This is a genomic window from Nonomuraea sp. NPDC049421 (assembly GCF_040677005.1).
In the GTDB taxonomy this organism is placed as follows: Bacteria; Actinomycetota; Actinomycetes; order Streptosporangiales; family Streptosporangiaceae; genus Nonomuraea; species Nonomuraea salmonea.
Genome location: NZ_JBFAQA010000056.1, coordinates 14,001 through 29,227 on the forward strand (window position 1 = coordinate 14,001; position 15,227 = coordinate 29,227).

General features: G+C 70.7%; 12 protein-coding genes, 4 tRNA genes and 1 riboswitch. Of the genes, 7 read left to right on the forward strand and 9 right to left on the reverse strand.

Annotation, left to right across the window (positions count from 1 at the left end; translation table 11 throughout):
- Positions 1-63 precede the first annotated feature (63 nt).
- From AB0K18_RS49160 to AB0K18_RS49185, 6 genes are all read right to left on the reverse strand, one after another.
- Entirely contained in the window at positions 64-1,059 is a 996-nt protein-coding gene (locus AB0K18_RS49160) for a ribonucleotide-diphosphate reductase subunit beta (RefSeq protein ID WP_364929760.1), read from the reverse strand.
- 14 nt (positions 1,060-1,073) lie between these two features.
- Positions 1,074-3,233 carry a ribonucleoside-diphosphate reductase subunit alpha gene (locus AB0K18_RS49165; RefSeq protein ID WP_364929762.1) on the reverse strand — a complete coding sequence of 720 codons (2,160 nt, stop codon included), beginning with the start codon at positions 3,231-3,233 and terminating at the stop codon, positions 1,074-1,076.
- Between the two features lie 105 nt (positions 3,234-3,338).
- Positions 3,339-3,544: riboswitch (cobalamin riboswitch) on the reverse strand.
- A gap of 4 nt (positions 3,545-3,548) precedes the next feature.
- Positions 3,549-4,514: a tripartite tricarboxylate transporter substrate-binding protein gene (locus AB0K18_RS49170; RefSeq protein WP_364929765.1), complete on the reverse strand. Its 966-nt coding sequence runs from the start codon at positions 4,512-4,514 to the stop codon at positions 3,549-3,551.
- A 100-nt stretch (positions 4,515-4,614) separates the two neighbouring features.
- A complete protein-coding gene (locus tag AB0K18_RS49175) occupies positions 4,615-5,370 on the reverse strand; it encodes an SAM-dependent methyltransferase (protein WP_364929767.1) in 756 nt (251 codons plus the stop codon).
- Positions 5,371-5,428: 58 nt separating this feature from the next.
- Positions 5,429-7,249 (reverse strand): glutamine--fructose-6-phosphate transaminase (isomerizing), encoded by a 1,821-nt coding sequence (gene glmS / locus AB0K18_RS49180; RefSeq protein WP_364364435.1) that lies wholly within the window; start codon positions 7,247-7,249, stop codon positions 5,429-5,431.
- Positions 7,250-7,267: 18 nt separating this feature from the next.
- Positions 7,268-7,543: a hypothetical protein gene (locus AB0K18_RS49185; protein ID WP_345386706.1), complete on the reverse strand. Its 276-nt coding sequence runs from the start codon at positions 7,541-7,543 to the stop codon at positions 7,268-7,270.
- Positions 7,544-7,749: 206 nt separating this feature from the next.
- Between AB0K18_RS49185 and AB0K18_RS49190 the strand changes: the two genes are divergently transcribed.
- The 5 genes from AB0K18_RS49190 (at position 7,750) to AB0K18_RS49210 (ending at position 10,217) form a co-directional block, all read left to right on the forward strand.
- A complete protein-coding gene (locus AB0K18_RS49190) occupies positions 7,750-9,741 on the forward strand; it encodes an N-acetylmuramoyl-L-alanine amidase (RefSeq protein WP_364929771.1) in 1,992 nt (663 codons plus the stop codon).
- A 106-nt stretch (positions 9,742-9,847) separates the two neighbouring features.
- Positions 9,848-9,919: transfer RNA gene (locus tag AB0K18_RS49195), tRNA-Gly, on the forward strand.
- 15 nt (positions 9,920-9,934) lie between these two features.
- Positions 9,935-10,005: transfer RNA gene (locus AB0K18_RS49200), tRNA-Cys, on the forward strand.
- 49 nt (positions 10,006-10,054) lie between these two features.
- Positions 10,055-10,126, forward strand: a tRNA-Gly gene (locus AB0K18_RS49205).
- A 19-nt stretch (positions 10,127-10,145) separates the two neighbouring features.
- Positions 10,146-10,217 (forward strand) — tRNA-Val (locus tag AB0K18_RS49210).
- Between the two features lie 120 nt (positions 10,218-10,337).
- Here the strand turns inward: AB0K18_RS49210 and AB0K18_RS49215 are convergent.
- The 3 genes from AB0K18_RS49215 to AB0K18_RS49225 form a co-directional block, all read right to left on the reverse strand.
- Positions 10,338-11,135: a DeoR/GlpR family DNA-binding transcription regulator gene (locus AB0K18_RS49215; protein WP_364929774.1), complete on the reverse strand. Its 798-nt coding sequence runs from the start codon at positions 11,133-11,135 to the stop codon at positions 10,338-10,340.
- Between the two features lie 68 nt (positions 11,136-11,203).
- On the reverse strand, positions 11,204-12,202 hold the full coding sequence (pdxA, locus tag AB0K18_RS49220) for a 4-hydroxythreonine-4-phosphate dehydrogenase PdxA (RefSeq protein ID WP_364929777.1): 999 nt from the start codon (positions 12,200-12,202) through the stop codon (positions 11,204-11,206).
- Positions 12,199-13,356, reverse strand: a complete 1,158-nt coding sequence (locus AB0K18_RS49225; protein ID WP_364929780.1) for a four-carbon acid sugar kinase family protein — start codon at positions 13,354-13,356, stop codon at positions 12,199-12,201. The genes pdxA and AB0K18_RS49225 overlap by 4 nt, the downstream gene beginning before the upstream one ends.
- 77 nt (positions 13,357-13,433) lie before the next feature.
- On the opposite strand from AB0K18_RS49225, the gene AB0K18_RS49230 reads away from it, so the two are divergent.
- Both AB0K18_RS49230 and AB0K18_RS49235 read left to right on the forward strand, forming a co-directional pair.
- Positions 13,434-14,198 (forward strand): aldolase/citrate lyase family protein, encoded by a 765-nt coding sequence (locus AB0K18_RS49230; RefSeq protein ID WP_364929783.1) that lies wholly within the window; start codon positions 13,434-13,436, stop codon positions 14,196-14,198.
- A 160-nt stretch (positions 14,199-14,358) separates the two neighbouring features.
- The coding region (locus AB0K18_RS49235; RefSeq protein WP_364929786.1) for a hypothetical protein at positions 14,359-15,227 on the forward strand (869 nt) is incomplete at its 3' end.

Here is a 15,227-nt window from a genome sequence, read left to right on the forward strand (position 1 = left end):
ACCACTGAAATCAAGAGGATCGGCCAGTCCGCTGGAGACTGCACGTTTCTTGCCCCCTATGTCTTAGAACGTCTCGTCAAAGCTCACATTGCCCTCAACCGCCACCTGGTACGCAGAGACACGCCGTTCGAAGAAGTTGGCCAGCTCCTGCACGTCCTGCAGCTCCATGAACGCGAAGGGGTTGGCCGAGCCGTACCTGCGGGGCAGGCCGAGCCGGGCGAGCCGCTGGTCGGCGACGTACTCAAGATATCGGCGCATCTGGTCCACGCTCATGCCCGGCATGCCGTCGCCGCACAGGTCGGCGGCGAAGGCCAGCTCGGCGGCCACGGCCTCCTCCAGCATCTCGGTGACCTGCTTGCCCAGCTCGTCGTCGAACAGTTCGGGCTCCTCGGCCCGTACGGTGTCCACCACGCTGAAGGCGAACTCCATGTGCATGGACTCGTCCCTGAACACCCAGTTCGTCCCGGTGGCCAGGCCGCTGAGCAGCCCGCGTGAGCGGAACCAGTAGACGTAGGCGAAGGCGCCGTAGAAGAACAGGCCCTCGATGCAGGCGGCGAAGCAGATGAGGTTCAGCAGGAACTGGCGGCGCTCGGCGGCCGTCTCCAGCCGCTGCAGGCCGCCGATCGAGTCGATCCACTTGAAGCAGAACTCCGCCTTGTCGCGGATCGACGGGATGTGCTCGATCGCGGCGAACGCCTTGACCCGCTCGTCGGGGTCGGGCAGGTAGGTGTCGAGCAGCGTGAGGTAGAACTGCACGTGCACGGCCTCCTCGTAGAGCTGCCTGCTCAGGTACAGGCGCGCCTCGGGGGCGTTGACGTGCTGGTAGAGGTTGAGCACGAGGTTGTTGGCCACGATCGAGTCGCCGGTGGCGAAGAAGGCGACCAGCCGGTTGATGAGGTGCCGCTCCTGCGGCGTCATCCTCGCCAGGTCGGCGAGGTCGGAGTGCAGGTCCACCTCCTCGACCGTCCAGGTGTTGCGGATCGCGGCGCGGTAGCGCTCGTAGAAGTCGGGGTAGCGCATGGGCCGCAGGGTGAGGTCCATACCGGGGTCGAGCAGCATGTCGCGGGGGCTCCTTACTGGCAGGCTTCGCAGGTTTCCGGGTTCTCCAGCGAGCAGGCCACCGCCTGCGCCGCGGGCGCGGCGACCGTGGTCTGCGCGATGCGCGTCGCGGGCCGCGAGCGCAGGTAATAGGTGGTCTTCAGGCCCTTCTTCCAGGCGTAGGCGTACATCGAGGAGAGCTTGCCGATGGTCGGGCTGGCCATGAACAGGTTGAGCGACTGCGACTGGTCGATGTACGGCTGCCGCGCGGCGGCCAGGTCGATCAGCGCCTTCTGCGGCAGCTCCCAGGCCGTGCGGTAGAGCAGCTTGAGGTCGTCGGGCACGCCTGGCACCTGCTGCACCGAGCCGTCGGCCCGCTTGAGGTCGTCGCGCAGCGCCGCCGTCCACAGCCCGCGCGCCTGCAGGTCGGCCACCAGGTAGCGATTGACCTGAAGAAACTCGCCCGACAGGGTCTCGCGCTTGAACACGTTGGACACCTGCGGCTCGATGCACTCGTAGCAGCCGGCGATCGAGGCGATGGTGGCGGTCGGGGCGATGGCGACCATGAGCGAGTTGCGCAGGCCGGTCGTGGCGATCTTCGCGCGCAGCGCGTCCCAGCGGGGTCCGGTGGCGGCGCCGTAGTGGTCGGGGTGCAGCACTCCCCCGGCCGCCCTGGTCTCGTCGTACGACGGGTGCCTGCCGCGCTCGGCCGCGAGGTCGGCCGAGGTGTCGTACGCGGCCAGCGCGATCTCCTCGGCGATCCGGGTGGACAGCTCCAGCGCCCGCGGCGAGTCGAACGGCAGCCGCAGCGTGAAGAACACGTCGGCCAGGCCCATCACGCCGAGCCCGATCGGCCGCCACCGCTTGTTGGCCGCCTCGGCCTGCGGCGTCGGGTAGAAGCCGAGGTCGATGGTGCGGTCGAGGAAGCGCACGGCGGTCCGCACGGTGCTTCGCAGCCGCTGCCAGTCCAGATCGTCGCCCGCGAGGTGGGCGGCCAGGTTGACCGAGCCGAGGTTGCACACCGCGGTCTCGGCGTCGCTGGTGACCTCCAGGATCTCGGTGCACAGGTTGGACAGGTGGATGACGTTCTCGGGGCGGGCGGTCTGGTTGGAGGTGCGGTTGGCGGCGTCCTTGAACGTCATCCAGCCGTTGCCGGTCTGGGCGAGGGTGCGCATCATGCGGCCGTAGAGGGTGCGGGCCGGAATCTGCCGGACATATCGCCCGGCGTCCTCGTAAGCGCGATATCTCGCCTCGAACGCCGATCCGTACAGGTCGGTGAGGTCGGGCACCTCCTTCGGGTCGAACAGCGACCACATCTCGTCCGCCTCGACCCGGCGCATGAACTCGTCGGGCACCCAGTTGGCCAGGTTGAGGTTGTGGGTGCGGCGGGCGTCCTCACCGGTGTTGTCGCGCAGCTCCAGGAACTCCTCGATGTCGGCGTGCCAGCTCTCCAGGTAGACGCAGGCCGCGCCCTTGCGCCGGCCGCCCTGGTTGACCGCGGCCACCGAGGAGTCGAGCGTGCGCAGCCACGGCACGATGCCGTTGGAGTGGCCGTTGGTGCCCCGGATCAGCGAACCGCGCGAGCGCACCCTGGTCCAGGAGATGCCGATGCCGCCGGCGTACTTCGACAGCCGCGCCACCTGGCCGTAGCGGTCGTAGATGGCCTCCAGCTCGTCGCGGGGCGAGTCGAGCAGGAAGCAGGACGACAGCTGCGGGCGGCGCGAGCCGGAGTTGAACAGCGTGGGCGAGCTGGGCAGGTACGACAGCGTGGACATGAGCGCATACAGCTCGGCCGCCTCGGCCACGGTCTCCGACAGCCCGCAGGCCACCCGCAGGAAGAAGTGCTGGGGCCGCTCCAGCACGGCGCGCGTCTCGGGGTGGCGCAGCAGGTAGCGGTCGTAGACCGTGCGCAGCCCGAAGTACTCGAAGCGGTCGTCCGCCGCGTCCGAGACCAGCGCGTCCAGCTCGGCCGCGTGCGCGGCGACGAACGCGGCAAGGCGGTCCTGGACGAGCCCGGCCGCGTGGGTGGCGGCGATCGACTCGGAGAACGTCCGCACGCCGTGCCCGGCCGCCTCGTCGGCGATCTCCTCGGCCAGCAGCCGGGCGGCGACCCGGGAGTTGGCCGGATCGGCGATCACCCGGGCGGCGGCCTCCTCGATGGCCAGGCGGCGGTCAACCTCAACGATCTGGGTCACGTGCTCTCTCTCCTCGCGAGCTTCCCCATGAGGGCAGGCGAGAGCACGGCGGAGCGCGGCGCGAGGCGCGCCGGACCGCGTGTGCCAGACCCGCCCTCGAGGCCATGAACACTGCACACCGCTGGCAGGTCTTCGGGCTCGCGGGCCCGCTCCACGTCCGTGGAGCTCCTACTGGCCGTCGCTTCCCGGATCTCTCCAGTGCTCTGTGACGGCGGTCGTTCCCGCTCACCGCTGCGGGGCAGCCCCGGAATCGCACCGGGTTCCCTTTTGCTCCGCCTCCGAGGAGGCGAACCAGCGACGACCGAGATCCTACATCTAGTGGCCGTTCCCGCAACTACCCCAGCATGTTGTGGCTTTGGTCGTGTCGACCATGCCGAGATCCCGCAGCACGGCGCGGGTGCGGGCCAGCTCGGTGTCCAGCCAGTGGGCGAAGTCGTCGCCCGCGAGCGGGATCGGCAGCCAGCCCGCGGCCCGGCAGGCGGCCTCCCACGCGGCCGAGCCGAGCACCTCCTCGCACAGGCGCACGGCCGCCTCGCGGCTCTCCTCGTCCATGTCCTCGGGCCCGAACGCGCCCACCCACTCGGCGAAGTCGACCCGCACGCCGCACTCCAGCAGGGTCGGCGCGTCCAGCTCCGGCACGCGGACGGCCGAGGAGACCGCGAGCGGCCTGATCCGCCCGCGTTTGAGCCCCGGCCGCCAGTCGGACAGCGGCCCGGCGGCGGCCACGGCCCTGCCGGACAGCAGCGCGGCCACGGCCTCGGGCCCGCTGGGGTAGCCGGTGTAGTCGACCTGGCGGGTGTCGGCGCCGAGCGCCCGCGCGATCAGGCCGAACAGCAGGTGGTCCGGCTCGCCCTGTGACCCGCCCGCCAGCATGGTGTGGCCTGGATCGGCCAGCAGGCGCGCCCCGAAGTCGCCGAAGTCCTTCAGCGGAGAGGAGTCGGGGACGACCACGACCAGCGCCTCGCCGCTGAGCCTGGCGAGCGGGGTGGCGGTGTCGATGATGCTCTGGCCGTTGTTCAGCTCGGCCGCGGCCAGCGCGGGCAGGCCGCTCAGGGCCAGGTCGAAGCCGCCGCCCGGCTCGTACCCGACGGCGAGGGCCGCTCCCGCGAACGCCTGCCCGACCCGCTCCCAGCGCCGCCCGTCCGGCTTGAGGGTGAACCCGGTGATCGGCACGTGCCCGCCGGCCCGCTCCGTGCCGCAGCCCGCGATGGCGGCGGCCACTCCCAGCCCGCAGGCCAGAAAGCGCCGCCGGCGCATGTGCTTCTCCCCCGAATCCCCCATTACTCTAGGTTATTAACCCATTACGGCAGGCTATACACCGGGGTCATGGTCGCTATTCAAAATCGATATATGTTGCGCTTTTTCTTGATTTTCGGGCTTATTAGGCTTTACGGGCGACTCCGGCCATAAGGGACGAAGGGAGCGACCAGTCACCCACCAGCTTGGGCCGGTCCGGCCGCCAGTCCGTCGCCTGCACCAGCCCCGGCGGCTCCATCGGGAAGTCGCCGAAGAACGCCCGGATGCGCGCCGGCGAACGATCCGTCCCGCTGCCCGCGCGGCCCCGCGGAGGCTCCTCGTCCTCGCCGCGTGAGGTCGTGGCGTGCGAGACGACCAGGAAACTTCCCGGCGCCAGCCGCTCGCGCAGCGCCGCCACCGCGCCCTGCGGGTCGTCGGAGTCGGGCAGGAAGTGCAGGATCGACACCAGCAGCACGCCGACCGGCCGCTCGAAGTCGAGGAACTCCCCCGCGCCGGCCAGCACGTCCTCGGTGTCGAGCAGGTCGGCCTGGACGAACCTGGCCCGGCCGGGAGTGCGCCTGAGCAGGACCGCCGCGTGCGCCCCCACCACCGGATCGCTGTCGACGTAGACGACCTTGGCGTCCGGGGCCACCTCGTGCGCGCTGCCCTGCGTGGGCAGGCCGCTGCCGAGGTCGAGGAACTGCTCGACCCCGGCGCGGGCGACGTAGCGTACGGCACGCTGAAGGAAGGCCCGGTTCGCGCGGGCCAGCGGGACCGCCTCCGGGATCAGCTCGGCGAGCTGATCGAGGGCCTGGCGATCGACCGCGAAGTTGTCCTTCCCACCGAGCATGTAGTCATACATGCGTGCGGGATGGGGCCTGCGATGGTCGAACTGCCGCACCCTTTGAATTTATGCCGTCCGGGCCGAGATAACGATAGTCCGGGCGAATTTGGATTAGCTACTCAACCGTAACGCTCTTGGCGAGATTGCGCGGCTTGTCAACGTCGCGGCCCAGCGCCACGGCCGCGTAGTAGGCCAGGAGCTGCAGCGGGATCGTCAGCAGGATCGGGTCGAGCTCGATCTCGTTCTTCGGGATCACGATCACGTCGTCGGCCAGCTTGGCGTCGGGCTCGCGGTGGCCGACCATGAGCACCTGGCCGCCGCGGGCGCGGATCTCGCCGAGCGTGGTGAGGTTCTTGTCGAGCAGCTCGTCGTCGGGGACGATCGCGACCGTCGGCATGTCGGGGCCGATCAGCGCGAGCGGCCCGTGCTTGAGCTCGCTGGCCGGGTACGCCTCGGCGTGCACGTACGAGATCTCCTTGAGCTTCTGCGCGCCCTCGCGGGCCACCGGGTAGCCGCGCACGCGCCCGACGAACATCATGCTCGGGTGCGGCGCGTACTTCTTGGCCAGCTCGGCGATGCGGTCGCTCTGCCCGAGGACCTGCTCGATCTGGCCGGGCAGCCGGCGCAGGCCCTCGACGATGCGGCGGCCGTCGGCGGGCGACAGGTCGCGCACCCGGCCGAGGTGCAGCGCGAGCAGCGCGAAGGCCAGGCACGTCGAGGTGAACGCCTTCGTCGACGCCACCGAGACCTCGGGCCCCGCGTGCAGGTAGATGCCGCCGTCCACCTCCCGGGCGATGGCGCTGCCGACCGCGTTGACGATGCCGATGACCCGGCCGCCCTTGCGCTTGAGCTCCTGCACGGCGGCGAGCGTGTCGTAGGTCTCGCCGGACTGGCTGATCGCGACGTAGAGGGTGTCGGGGTCGACCACGGGGTTGCGGTAGCGGAACTCGCTGGCCGGCTCGGCGTCGGACGGGATGCGCGCCAGCTCCTCGATGAGCTGCGCCCCGATCTGCCCCGAGTAGTACGCCGACCCGCACCCGATGATCTTCACCCGGCGGAAGCCGCGCGTCTCGCGGGCGTCCATGTTGAGCCCGCCCAGGTGGGCCACGTGGAAACGCTCGTCGAGCCGGCCGCTCATCGTGCGGGTGATCGTCTCGGGCTGCTCGGAGATCTCCTTGAGCAGGTAGTGCTCGTAGCCGCCGGTGTCGTAGTGGCCGGCGTCCCAGTCGACGGTCAGCGGCTCCTTGGCCGTCTCGCGCGCGTCGCTGGAGAAGGTGTGGAAGCCGTCAGCCTTGAGCACGGCCAGCTCGCCGTCCTCCAGGTGCACGACCTGGCGGGTGTAGCGGACCAGCGCGGCGACGTCGGAGGCGGCGAACATCTCCTTCTCGCCGATGCCGAGCACGATCGGGCTGCCGTTGCGGGCCACGACCACCTCGCCGGGCCGCTCGGCGTCGATCACCGCTATGCCGTACGTGCCGACGACGCTCTTGAGCGTCTTCCTGACGGCTTCTTCCAGCGTGTCGTTCTCGTCCGCGGCGTGGGCGATCAGGTGGGCCAGCACCTCGGTGTCGGTCTCCGACGCGAACACCACGCCGTCGGCCTCCAGCTTGGCGCGCAGCTCGGCGGCGTTCTCGATGATGCCGTTGTGGACGACGGCGATGCGCTCGTCGGCCGACAGGTGGGGGTGGGCGTTGACGTCACTCGGCACGCCGTGGGTGGCCCAGCGGGTGTGGCCGATGCCGAGGCTGCCCTTGAACCGCGCGGGCACCACCTTCGCCAGGTCGGCGACCCGGCCCTTGACCTTGCGTACCTTCAGTCCCTTGTTGGACACCACGACCCCGGCCGAGTCGTAGCCCCGGTATTCCAGCCGCTGCAGCCCCTCCAGCAGGATGGGCGCGGCGTCCTTGGGGCCGACATAGGCCACGATTCCGCACATCGAGGTCTCCTCTTCATCTCATCCGTAGACGATCCTGCGGAGCTGCCTGAGCGACAGCTCCGGAGCCGCGACCCTGCGGCTCCGTAACTCGGAGGCGATCCGGGGGAAGATCTCGTCGTTGGTCAGGCCGCGCGCCTTGAGCTCGCCGTGCCGCCGCCTGACGAACTCCTCGGCGGGCTCGGAGAAGTAGGCGAGCACGTCGGCGACCACGCGGGCCGCCTCGCCCGGACCGAGCGGACTCGTCCGTGTGAGGTGCGCGATGAGGTCTTCGTACGGATGCCGTGCCGTGGACACAGACGAGGACCCTACGGCTCTGGAGTGAGACACGCCAACATCCTGCCCGATATCGGGCAGGAAATGCGCTCAAGGGCACCGCTTCACTGATCGGGATGCCGCGTTCGAAGCCGATCACATCCGTATCATCCGACCCGCCTGACACATCCCTTTCTGGGAACGGTTACGGTGAGTAGTCGTATCGTGACGTTCCTGGGGAGATGTTCATGCAGCTCTGGCTCGCCGCCGCCCTCGCCGCCGGCGTCCTCACCGCGCCGGCCACGGTCCCCCTCATGTCCGCGCCCGCCGCCTCAGCCACTGGGCGGCAGGCCGACTTCGCCGCCGCCGCCCGCGAGTACGGGGTGCCGGAGAGCGTGCTGCTGGCGGTGTCGTACCTGGAGTCGCGGTGGGACGCCAACGGCGGCCGGCCCAGCACCGCCGGCGGGTACGGGCCGATGCACCTGGTGGACGCGTTCCCCGCCGGCGTCCACGAGCACCTCGGCGACGCCCACGGCGACCCGCGCGGTGACGAGACTCGCCCGATGACGCCCGTTCACGCGCACGCGGCGCTGCGGGTCTCCGACGCTCAGCAGCAGACCACGCTCCCCGAGGCGGGCCGGCTCGCCGGGCTGCCGCCCGAGCTGCTGCGCGACGACCCGGCCGCCAACATCCGCGCCGGCGCCGCCCTGCTCGCCTCCTACCAGGACGAGCCCAGCTCCGACCCCGCCGACTGGCACGGCGCCGTCGCCAAGTACGCCGGCACCGACGACCCGAAGGCGGCCGGCGCGTTCGCCGACGAGGTGTTCTCGGTGATGCGGGAGGGGGCGCGGCGGCGTACCGACGACGGGCACCTGGTGGAGCTCGACCCCGTGCCCGACCTGGGGACCTGGGACCCTGACACGTTCCCCCACCTCGGCGACCCCGACGACTTCGCCTGGGACGACGACATCCCCGAGACCGACGAGCAGGAGCAGCCGAGCACGCCCAAGGGCCACACGGCTGGAGGCGGCACCGAGGGCGGTAAGGCCGAGTGCCCGGCCTCGCTGCACTGCGAGTGGATGCCCGCCGCGTTCAAGCGCTTCGGCAAGAAGAAGAACCGCGACTACGGCAACCACGACCGCCTGTCGCGCAAGCGCTCGGTCGACTACATCGTCATCCACGACACCGAGGGCGGCTACCAGGGCATCCCCTCCCTCATCCGCAACCCCAAGTACGTGAGCTGGCACTACACCATCCGCTCCCGTGACGGGCACGTCGCCCAGCACGTCGCCACCAACGACATCGCCTGGCACGCCGGCAACTGGGACGTCAACACCCGCTCGATCGGCATCGAGCACGAGGGCTACCTGGCCAAGGGCGGCACCTGGTACACCGAGGCGATGTACCGGTCGTCGGCCCGCCTGGTGCGCTATCTCGCCGCCAAGCACCGCATCCCGCTCAACCGGGCGCACATCCTCGGCCACGACAACGTCCCAGGGACGACGCCCGCGACCGTGGCCGGCATGCACGAGGACCCCGGGCCCTACTGGGACTGGGCGCACTACTTCGAGCTGATGAAGAAACCGTTCAAGGCGGCCAAGAACGGCGATTCCATCATCATCCGCCCCGACTACGCCACGCACCGGCCGCGCTTCACCGGCTGCGAGACCACCAAGCCCGACAAGAAGTGCCCGCCGCACGGGGCCTCCACTGTGTGGCTGCACAAGTCGCCGAGCCACAGCGCCCCCCTGGTCGACGACATCGGCAAGCATCCGGGGAAGGCGAGCACCTACAGCGTGTACGACCACAGCGCCCGCGCCTCCACCGGCCAGCGGTACGCGGTAGCCGAGCGCAAGGGCGACTGGACGGCCATCTGGTACCTGGGACAGAAGGCGTGGTTCCACAACCCGGCCTCGAACCCGACCGCCGTCCCCGCAAAGGGCCCGCTGGCGACGCCCCTCTCGGGGGCGGTCAAGGTGTACGGGCGGGCCTATCCTGAGAAGTCCGCCTACGCGAAGGCGTCGGTGCAGCCGCTGACGCCGCTCAAGTACACGATCCCGCCGGGGCAGACGTACACGGTGGGCGACACGATCACCGGCACCCACTACTCCGCCAACGCCTACCGCCCCTCCAAACACGTCACCACCACCGGCAAGACCCGCTACCACCAGATCCAGCTCGGTCACCGGGTGATGTTCGTGATGGCGTCGGACGTACGGCTGGTGCATCCGTCCGCCTGAACCCGGCTCTTGTTTCGACCAGGAACCCCTGCGATGCGCACGGGCACTCCGCGGAGACGATATGGTTTTCCCGTGGACCCGGCGCATCGCCGCCGGGGGCAGACACGCGGAAGTGGCTCAGTGGTAGAGCATCACCTTGCCAAGGTGAGGGTCGCGGGTTCGAATCCCGTCTTCCGCTCGGAGCAAGACTCCTGGTGGAGTGGCCGAGAGGCGAGGCAGCGGCCTGCAAAGCCGTCTACACGGGTTCAAATCCCGTCTCCACCTCGGCGGCCGGCGGACCCTCCGGGATCCGCTAAAGTAAAGACAGCGCCATGCGGAAGTGGCTCAGTGGTAGAGCATCACCTTGCCAAGGTGAGGGTCGCGGGTTCGAATCCCGTCTTCCGCTCTGAGTGACAACTCAACACGGACGATTAGCTCAGCGGGAGAGCGCTTCCCTGACACGGAAGAGGTCACTGGTTCAATCCCAGTATCGTCCACCCCTTTCCGGCCCCAGCCCACAGTTTCGTGGTCTGGGGCTTTTCGTCGTCCGGAACGCCCGGCCCCGGACTGTCCAGGACACCGTCCCTGCCTTACTGAGAGCCGTCTCGTCGAGAACGTCAGATGGCGATCACCGTTTCCACGCCTCTCGCCGTGAAGGGCTCCAGGAGGTCGTCCGTGGCGGAGGTGTCCGTGACCAGCGTCCAGTGGTCGGGCATGCGGGCCCAGGCGTGGAAGGGGCGGCGGCCCAGCTTGGCGGCGTGGACCAGGACGTAGACGTGGTGGGAGCGGGCCATCATCAGCTCCTTCAGGCGGGTCTGCTGGAGGCTGGCCTCGCAGATCCCGTCCTCCGCCGTCACCCCGTCCGCGCCCAGGAACGCCCGGTCGAACGTCATCCGGCTCAGCGCCGCCTCCGCGAGCGGGCCCACGAAGCCCTGGCTGACGTGGCGCAGCGTGCCGCCCAGGCACTCGACGTGCACGCCGGTCCCCACCAGCTCCTGCAGCGCGGTCAGCCCCGTGGTCGCCACGGTCAGGTCGGTCGCGTCCCGTAGCTCGTGGGCCAGGGCGCCCGTGGTCGAGCCCGAGTCCAGCAGGATCGTCTCCCCCGGCCGTACCTGCGCCGCCGCCCAGCTCGCGATGGCCCGCTTGGCCTCGAACGCCTCCCCGATCCGCTGCCGCAGCGAAGCCTCGGGGTGCGTGACGACCGCGATCGCGCCGCCGTACGTGCGGGTCAGCAGCCCGGCCGCCTTCAGATGCGCCAGGTCGCGCCGGATCGTGGACTGCGTGACGCCGAACCGCGCCGCCAGCTCCTCGACGCTGGCCAGGCCGGTCTCGGTGGCCAGCCGCACGATCTCCTCCCGCCGCACGTCCGCCGCCCGCTCCCCCACGGCCCGCCCCTTCGCCCCCTGCTTGCCCACGGCTCGCTCCTCCGCGCCCCGTTCTCTCGTAGGCCGCTCGTCCTTCCCCAGGTGCGGTGATGGGGTCGTCATGAGGTTCGGGTCTGGGAGAGTTCGGCGGCCTGGCGGAGGGCTTCGAGCATGCTGCCGGGGTCGGCGAGGCCCTTGCCGGCGATGTCGAAGGCCGTGCCGTGGTCCACCGAGGTACGGATGACGGGGAGGCCGACGGTGATGTTGACGCCGGCCTCCAGGCCGAGGATCTTGACGGGGCCGTGGCCCTGGTCGTGGTACATGGCCACGATGAGGTCGTAGTCCCCGCGTCCGGCCAGGAAGAAGGCGGTGTCGGCGGGGAGCGGGCCGTGCACGTCCATGCCCTCGGCGCGCAGCCGATCGAGGGCGGGCACGATCTTCTCCTCCTCCTCGCCGTACCCGAACAGGCCGTTCTCCCCCGCGTGCGGGTTGATGCCGCACACGCCGATCTTGGGACGCTCCAGCCCGGAGCCGCGCATCGCCGCCGCGCCCCGCCGGATCGTCCGCTCGACCAGGCCGGGCTCGATGCGGGCGACCGCGTCGATGAGGCCGATGTGGGTGGTGACGTGGATGACCTTGACCTTGGCGGTCGAGAGCATCATCGACACCTCCTCCGTGCCGGTCAGGTGGGCGAGCAGCTCGGTGTGTCCGGGGAAGATGTGGCCGGCGGCGTGCAGGGCCTCCTTGTTGAGCGGAGCGGTGCAGATCGCCTGCACCTCCCCGGACATCGCCAGCGAGCCGGCCAGCCGGACGTACTCGTACGCCGCGTTCCCGGCCACCGCCGACACCTCGCCCCACGGGAGGTCGGCGGGCAGCAGGCCGGGGTCGATGACGTTGATCCGGCCCGGCTCGAACACCGCCTCGCTCACCCCGCCGACCTTCTCCACCCTGGCGGGCACGCCGAGGACGGCGGCGGCCTGGCGCAGGCGTCCGGCGTCGCCGATGACGACCGGGCGGCAGAACCCGGCCGGCTCGGGAGCCAGCAGGGCGCCGACGATGACCTCCGGACCGACGCCGGAGCCGTCCCCCATGGTGAGGGCGATCAGAGGTGTGCTCATGTCAGCCTTTCGAAGTGGTGAGGCGCGAGGTGGGCGGCCATGCGCAGCAGGCTGTCACGGCCGCCGAAGCTGCCGGGCCTGGTGACGACCGCGTGGCCCTGCGGCGTGTGGCTGTGGACGGCGCCGTGGTGCACCTGTCCGACGGGGGTCAGCTCGCGGACGCCGAGCGCGTCGAGCACCCGCCGCGCCGTGCCGCCGCCGGTCAGGACGAGGTTCGCGGGACGGCCCCCGAGGGCGCCCGTGACGATCTCCTCCAGAGCGCCCGTCAAGGGGCCCGAGGTGGTGAGGACGGCAGGCCCGGTGTCCAGGGCTCGTCGCAGGCGCGGTGCCGCGATGTCCTGTGGCTCGTCCGCGCTCAGTGCGATCTGCTGGACGTCGTGCTGGAGCAGCAGCTCGACCTGGGCGGACACGCCGGGGTGCGCGGTGCCGACGATCACCAGGAGGGGCGCGTCGCCGGCCGGCTTCGCGGGACGGGGCGCGTCGGCGACGGTCCCGCCGAGCGTGCGGGCGAGGGCCGCGGCGAGGCCGCCCGCACCTGCCAGCCGGGTACGCGGGCCGGCGGCGAGCGCGGCGGCCACGATCGCGTCGAGGTCGCCGTCCGTCTCCGCGTCGCAGATCGCCACCCCCTCTGCCCCGTTGAGCGCTCGCGTCAACGCGGGGTGCCCCGCGCGGACGGTGGCGAGGGGGATGAGGGTGGCGGGGTGGCCGTCGAGTGCCTCGGCGACCGTGGCGGGTGCGGGGCGAGGCTCGATGTGCCAGGTGCGCGTTTCGCGCAGCGGGACACCTTCGACGTACGGGACTCCGCCCACGACCGTACGACCGGCGGACGGCAGCGCGGGGGCCAGCACCACGGGCGCGTCGAGGCAGGCGGCGGCGACGGTGGCGGCGACGTTCCCGCGCAGCAGGGAGTCGATCTTGACGAGGACCCTGCGATCGCCCGCGTGCGCGAGTGCCGCTCGTACCAGGGAATTCGTGTCGGAGTGGTACCGGCTGCCGAGGTCGGCGACCAGCACCGGCGGCGCGTACTCGTAGGGCGGCCCGGACAGCGCGATCAGCGCGGCGCCGGCGGCGGGCATCAGCACGGCCGCCGTCTCCGCCGCGCCGGTCAGATCGTCGGCGAGTACGAGCACCGCATCCGCCTGTGCGCGAATCACGCAATCAGCATTGCACGAAACGCGCAGGTGATGCCAGAGTGAGCGAAAGGGCGTACACGAGGAGTCAGGAGAGGCCCGTGACCGCAGCCGAGTTCGCCAGGAAGATCCGTGATCGGGAACGAGCCGTCGGCTACTGGGTGGTCCTGGACGCGCCCGTCGCCACCGAGCGGCTGGCCCGGCTCGGGTACGACTACGTGGCCCTCGACGGCCAGCACGGCTTCATCGGCACGTCGGGGCTGCTCGCCAACCTCATGGCCATCGACGCGGGCGGCCGGTCCGCCGGGCTGGTCAGGGTGGAGTCGGGTGACCCGGCGGTGATCGGCCGGGCTTTGGACTTCGGTGCGGCGGGCGTCATCGTGCCGCTCGTGGACAGCGCCGCCGACGCCGCCCGTGCCGTCTCCGCCGCGCGCTACCCCGGTGCGGGGCGCCGCTCGTACGGGCCCATGCGCTCGATGCTGCGCATCGGCCCAACGCCCGCGGAGGCGGACGCGACCGTGCTCGTCCTGGCGATGATCGAGACGCCGGAGGGGCTGGCCGGCATCGAGGAGATCTGCGCCACGCCGGGGCTGGACGGCGTGTACGTCGGGCCGTCCGACCTGTGCCTGGCCGTGGGCGGCCGGTTCCCGAACGACCCCGAGGTCGCCGACGTCTTCGAGGCGGCACTTGAGCGGATCCGTACGGCGGCGGCCGACGCCGGCATCGCGGCCGGCATCCACAATCCGAGCGGCGAGCAGGCGGCGCGCCGGCTGGCGGAGGGCTTCACCTTCGCCACCGTCGCGGGCGACCTCAACCACCTGGAACAGTCCGCCGCCGCCCACCTGAAGGCCGCCACCTCCACCTGACCCGCCCCACCCACTGAGGCGGAAGCCGAAGGCGAGGCGCCTTTACGTGATATAGGAAGTTTTGACCGCAATGTGAAGTATTTGGTGGCTCTCTGTGTATAGGCGGTTTCTGTCCGGGTAGCGCCGAGGCATTGGCTCCTCAGAGGAGGAAACCGTGGACATCAATTTCGGCCAAGGCATAGCTGACGCCTGGCGGTCAATAGCGGCGTTCGTTCCGAAGCTGGTCGCGTTCCTCGTGATTCTCATCATCGGGTGGATCGTGGCCAAGGCTCTGGAGAAGATCGTCGACAAGGTGCTCGAACGGGTCGGCTTCGACCGGGCGGTCGAGCGCAGCGGGATGCGGCGCTGGCTCGAACGCAGCAAGTACGATGCGAGCAGCCTGATCGCCAAGATCGTCTTTTATGCGATCCTGCTGGTCACCCTGCAGATAGCGTTCAACGTCTTCGGGCCCAACCCGGTCTCGGCGCTGCTTGCCGCGGTGGTGGGCTGGCTGCCGCTGGCGATCGTGGCCATCGTGATCATCGTGGTGGCGGGCGCCGTGGCCAGGGCCGTCAGGGACATCCTGTCCGGCGCGCTCGGCGGCCTGTCGTACGGTCGCTGGATCGCGACGGCGGCGGCGGTGTTCATCTGGGCGCTCGGCATCATCGCGGCGCTCAACCAGATCGGCGTGGCCACGACCGTCACCACGCCGGTGCTGGTCACGGTGCTGGCCACCATCGGCGCGATCGCGGCGATCGGCATCGGCGGCGGGCTCATCCGGCCGATGCAGCAGCGCTGGGAGCGCTGGCTGGGCCGCATCGAGGAGGAGGCTCCGCAGGCCAGGGCGCATGCGGAGGCGTATCAGCGCGGGCGGGAGGACGCCCGGTCGATGAGCGAGGAGACGGCCCCGATGCGCAGCACGCGCGGCGGCGGCGCCACCCGCTCCGACATGCCAGGTCTCGGTCGCCGTGACCGTGCCGGGCAGGCCGGGGACGGCGGCGCGCGGTGCCCGCCGGCCGTTCACGTAGAGCTGCCGGGTGTCGAGGTCGC

Coding starts and splice junctions, on each gene's coding strand:
- AB0K18_RS49160 (WP_364929760.1), bottom strand. CDS start 1,059: ATGCTGCTCGACCCCGGTATGGACCTCACCCTGCGGCCCATGCGCTAC.
- AB0K18_RS49170 (WP_364929765.1), bottom strand. CDS start 4,514: ATGGGGGATTCGGGGGAGAAGCACATGCGCCGGCGGCGCTTTCTGGCC.
- glmS (WP_364364435.1), bottom strand. CDS start 7,249: ATGTGCGGAATCGTGGCCTATGTCGGCCCCAAGGACGCCGCGCCCATC.
- AB0K18_RS49190 (WP_364929771.1), top strand. CDS start 7,750: ATGCAGCTCTGGCTCGCCGCCGCCCTCGCCGCCGGCGTCCTCACCGCG.
- pdxA (WP_364929777.1), bottom strand. CDS start 12,202: ATGAGCACACCTCTGATCGCCCTCACCATGGGGGACGGCTCCGGCGTC.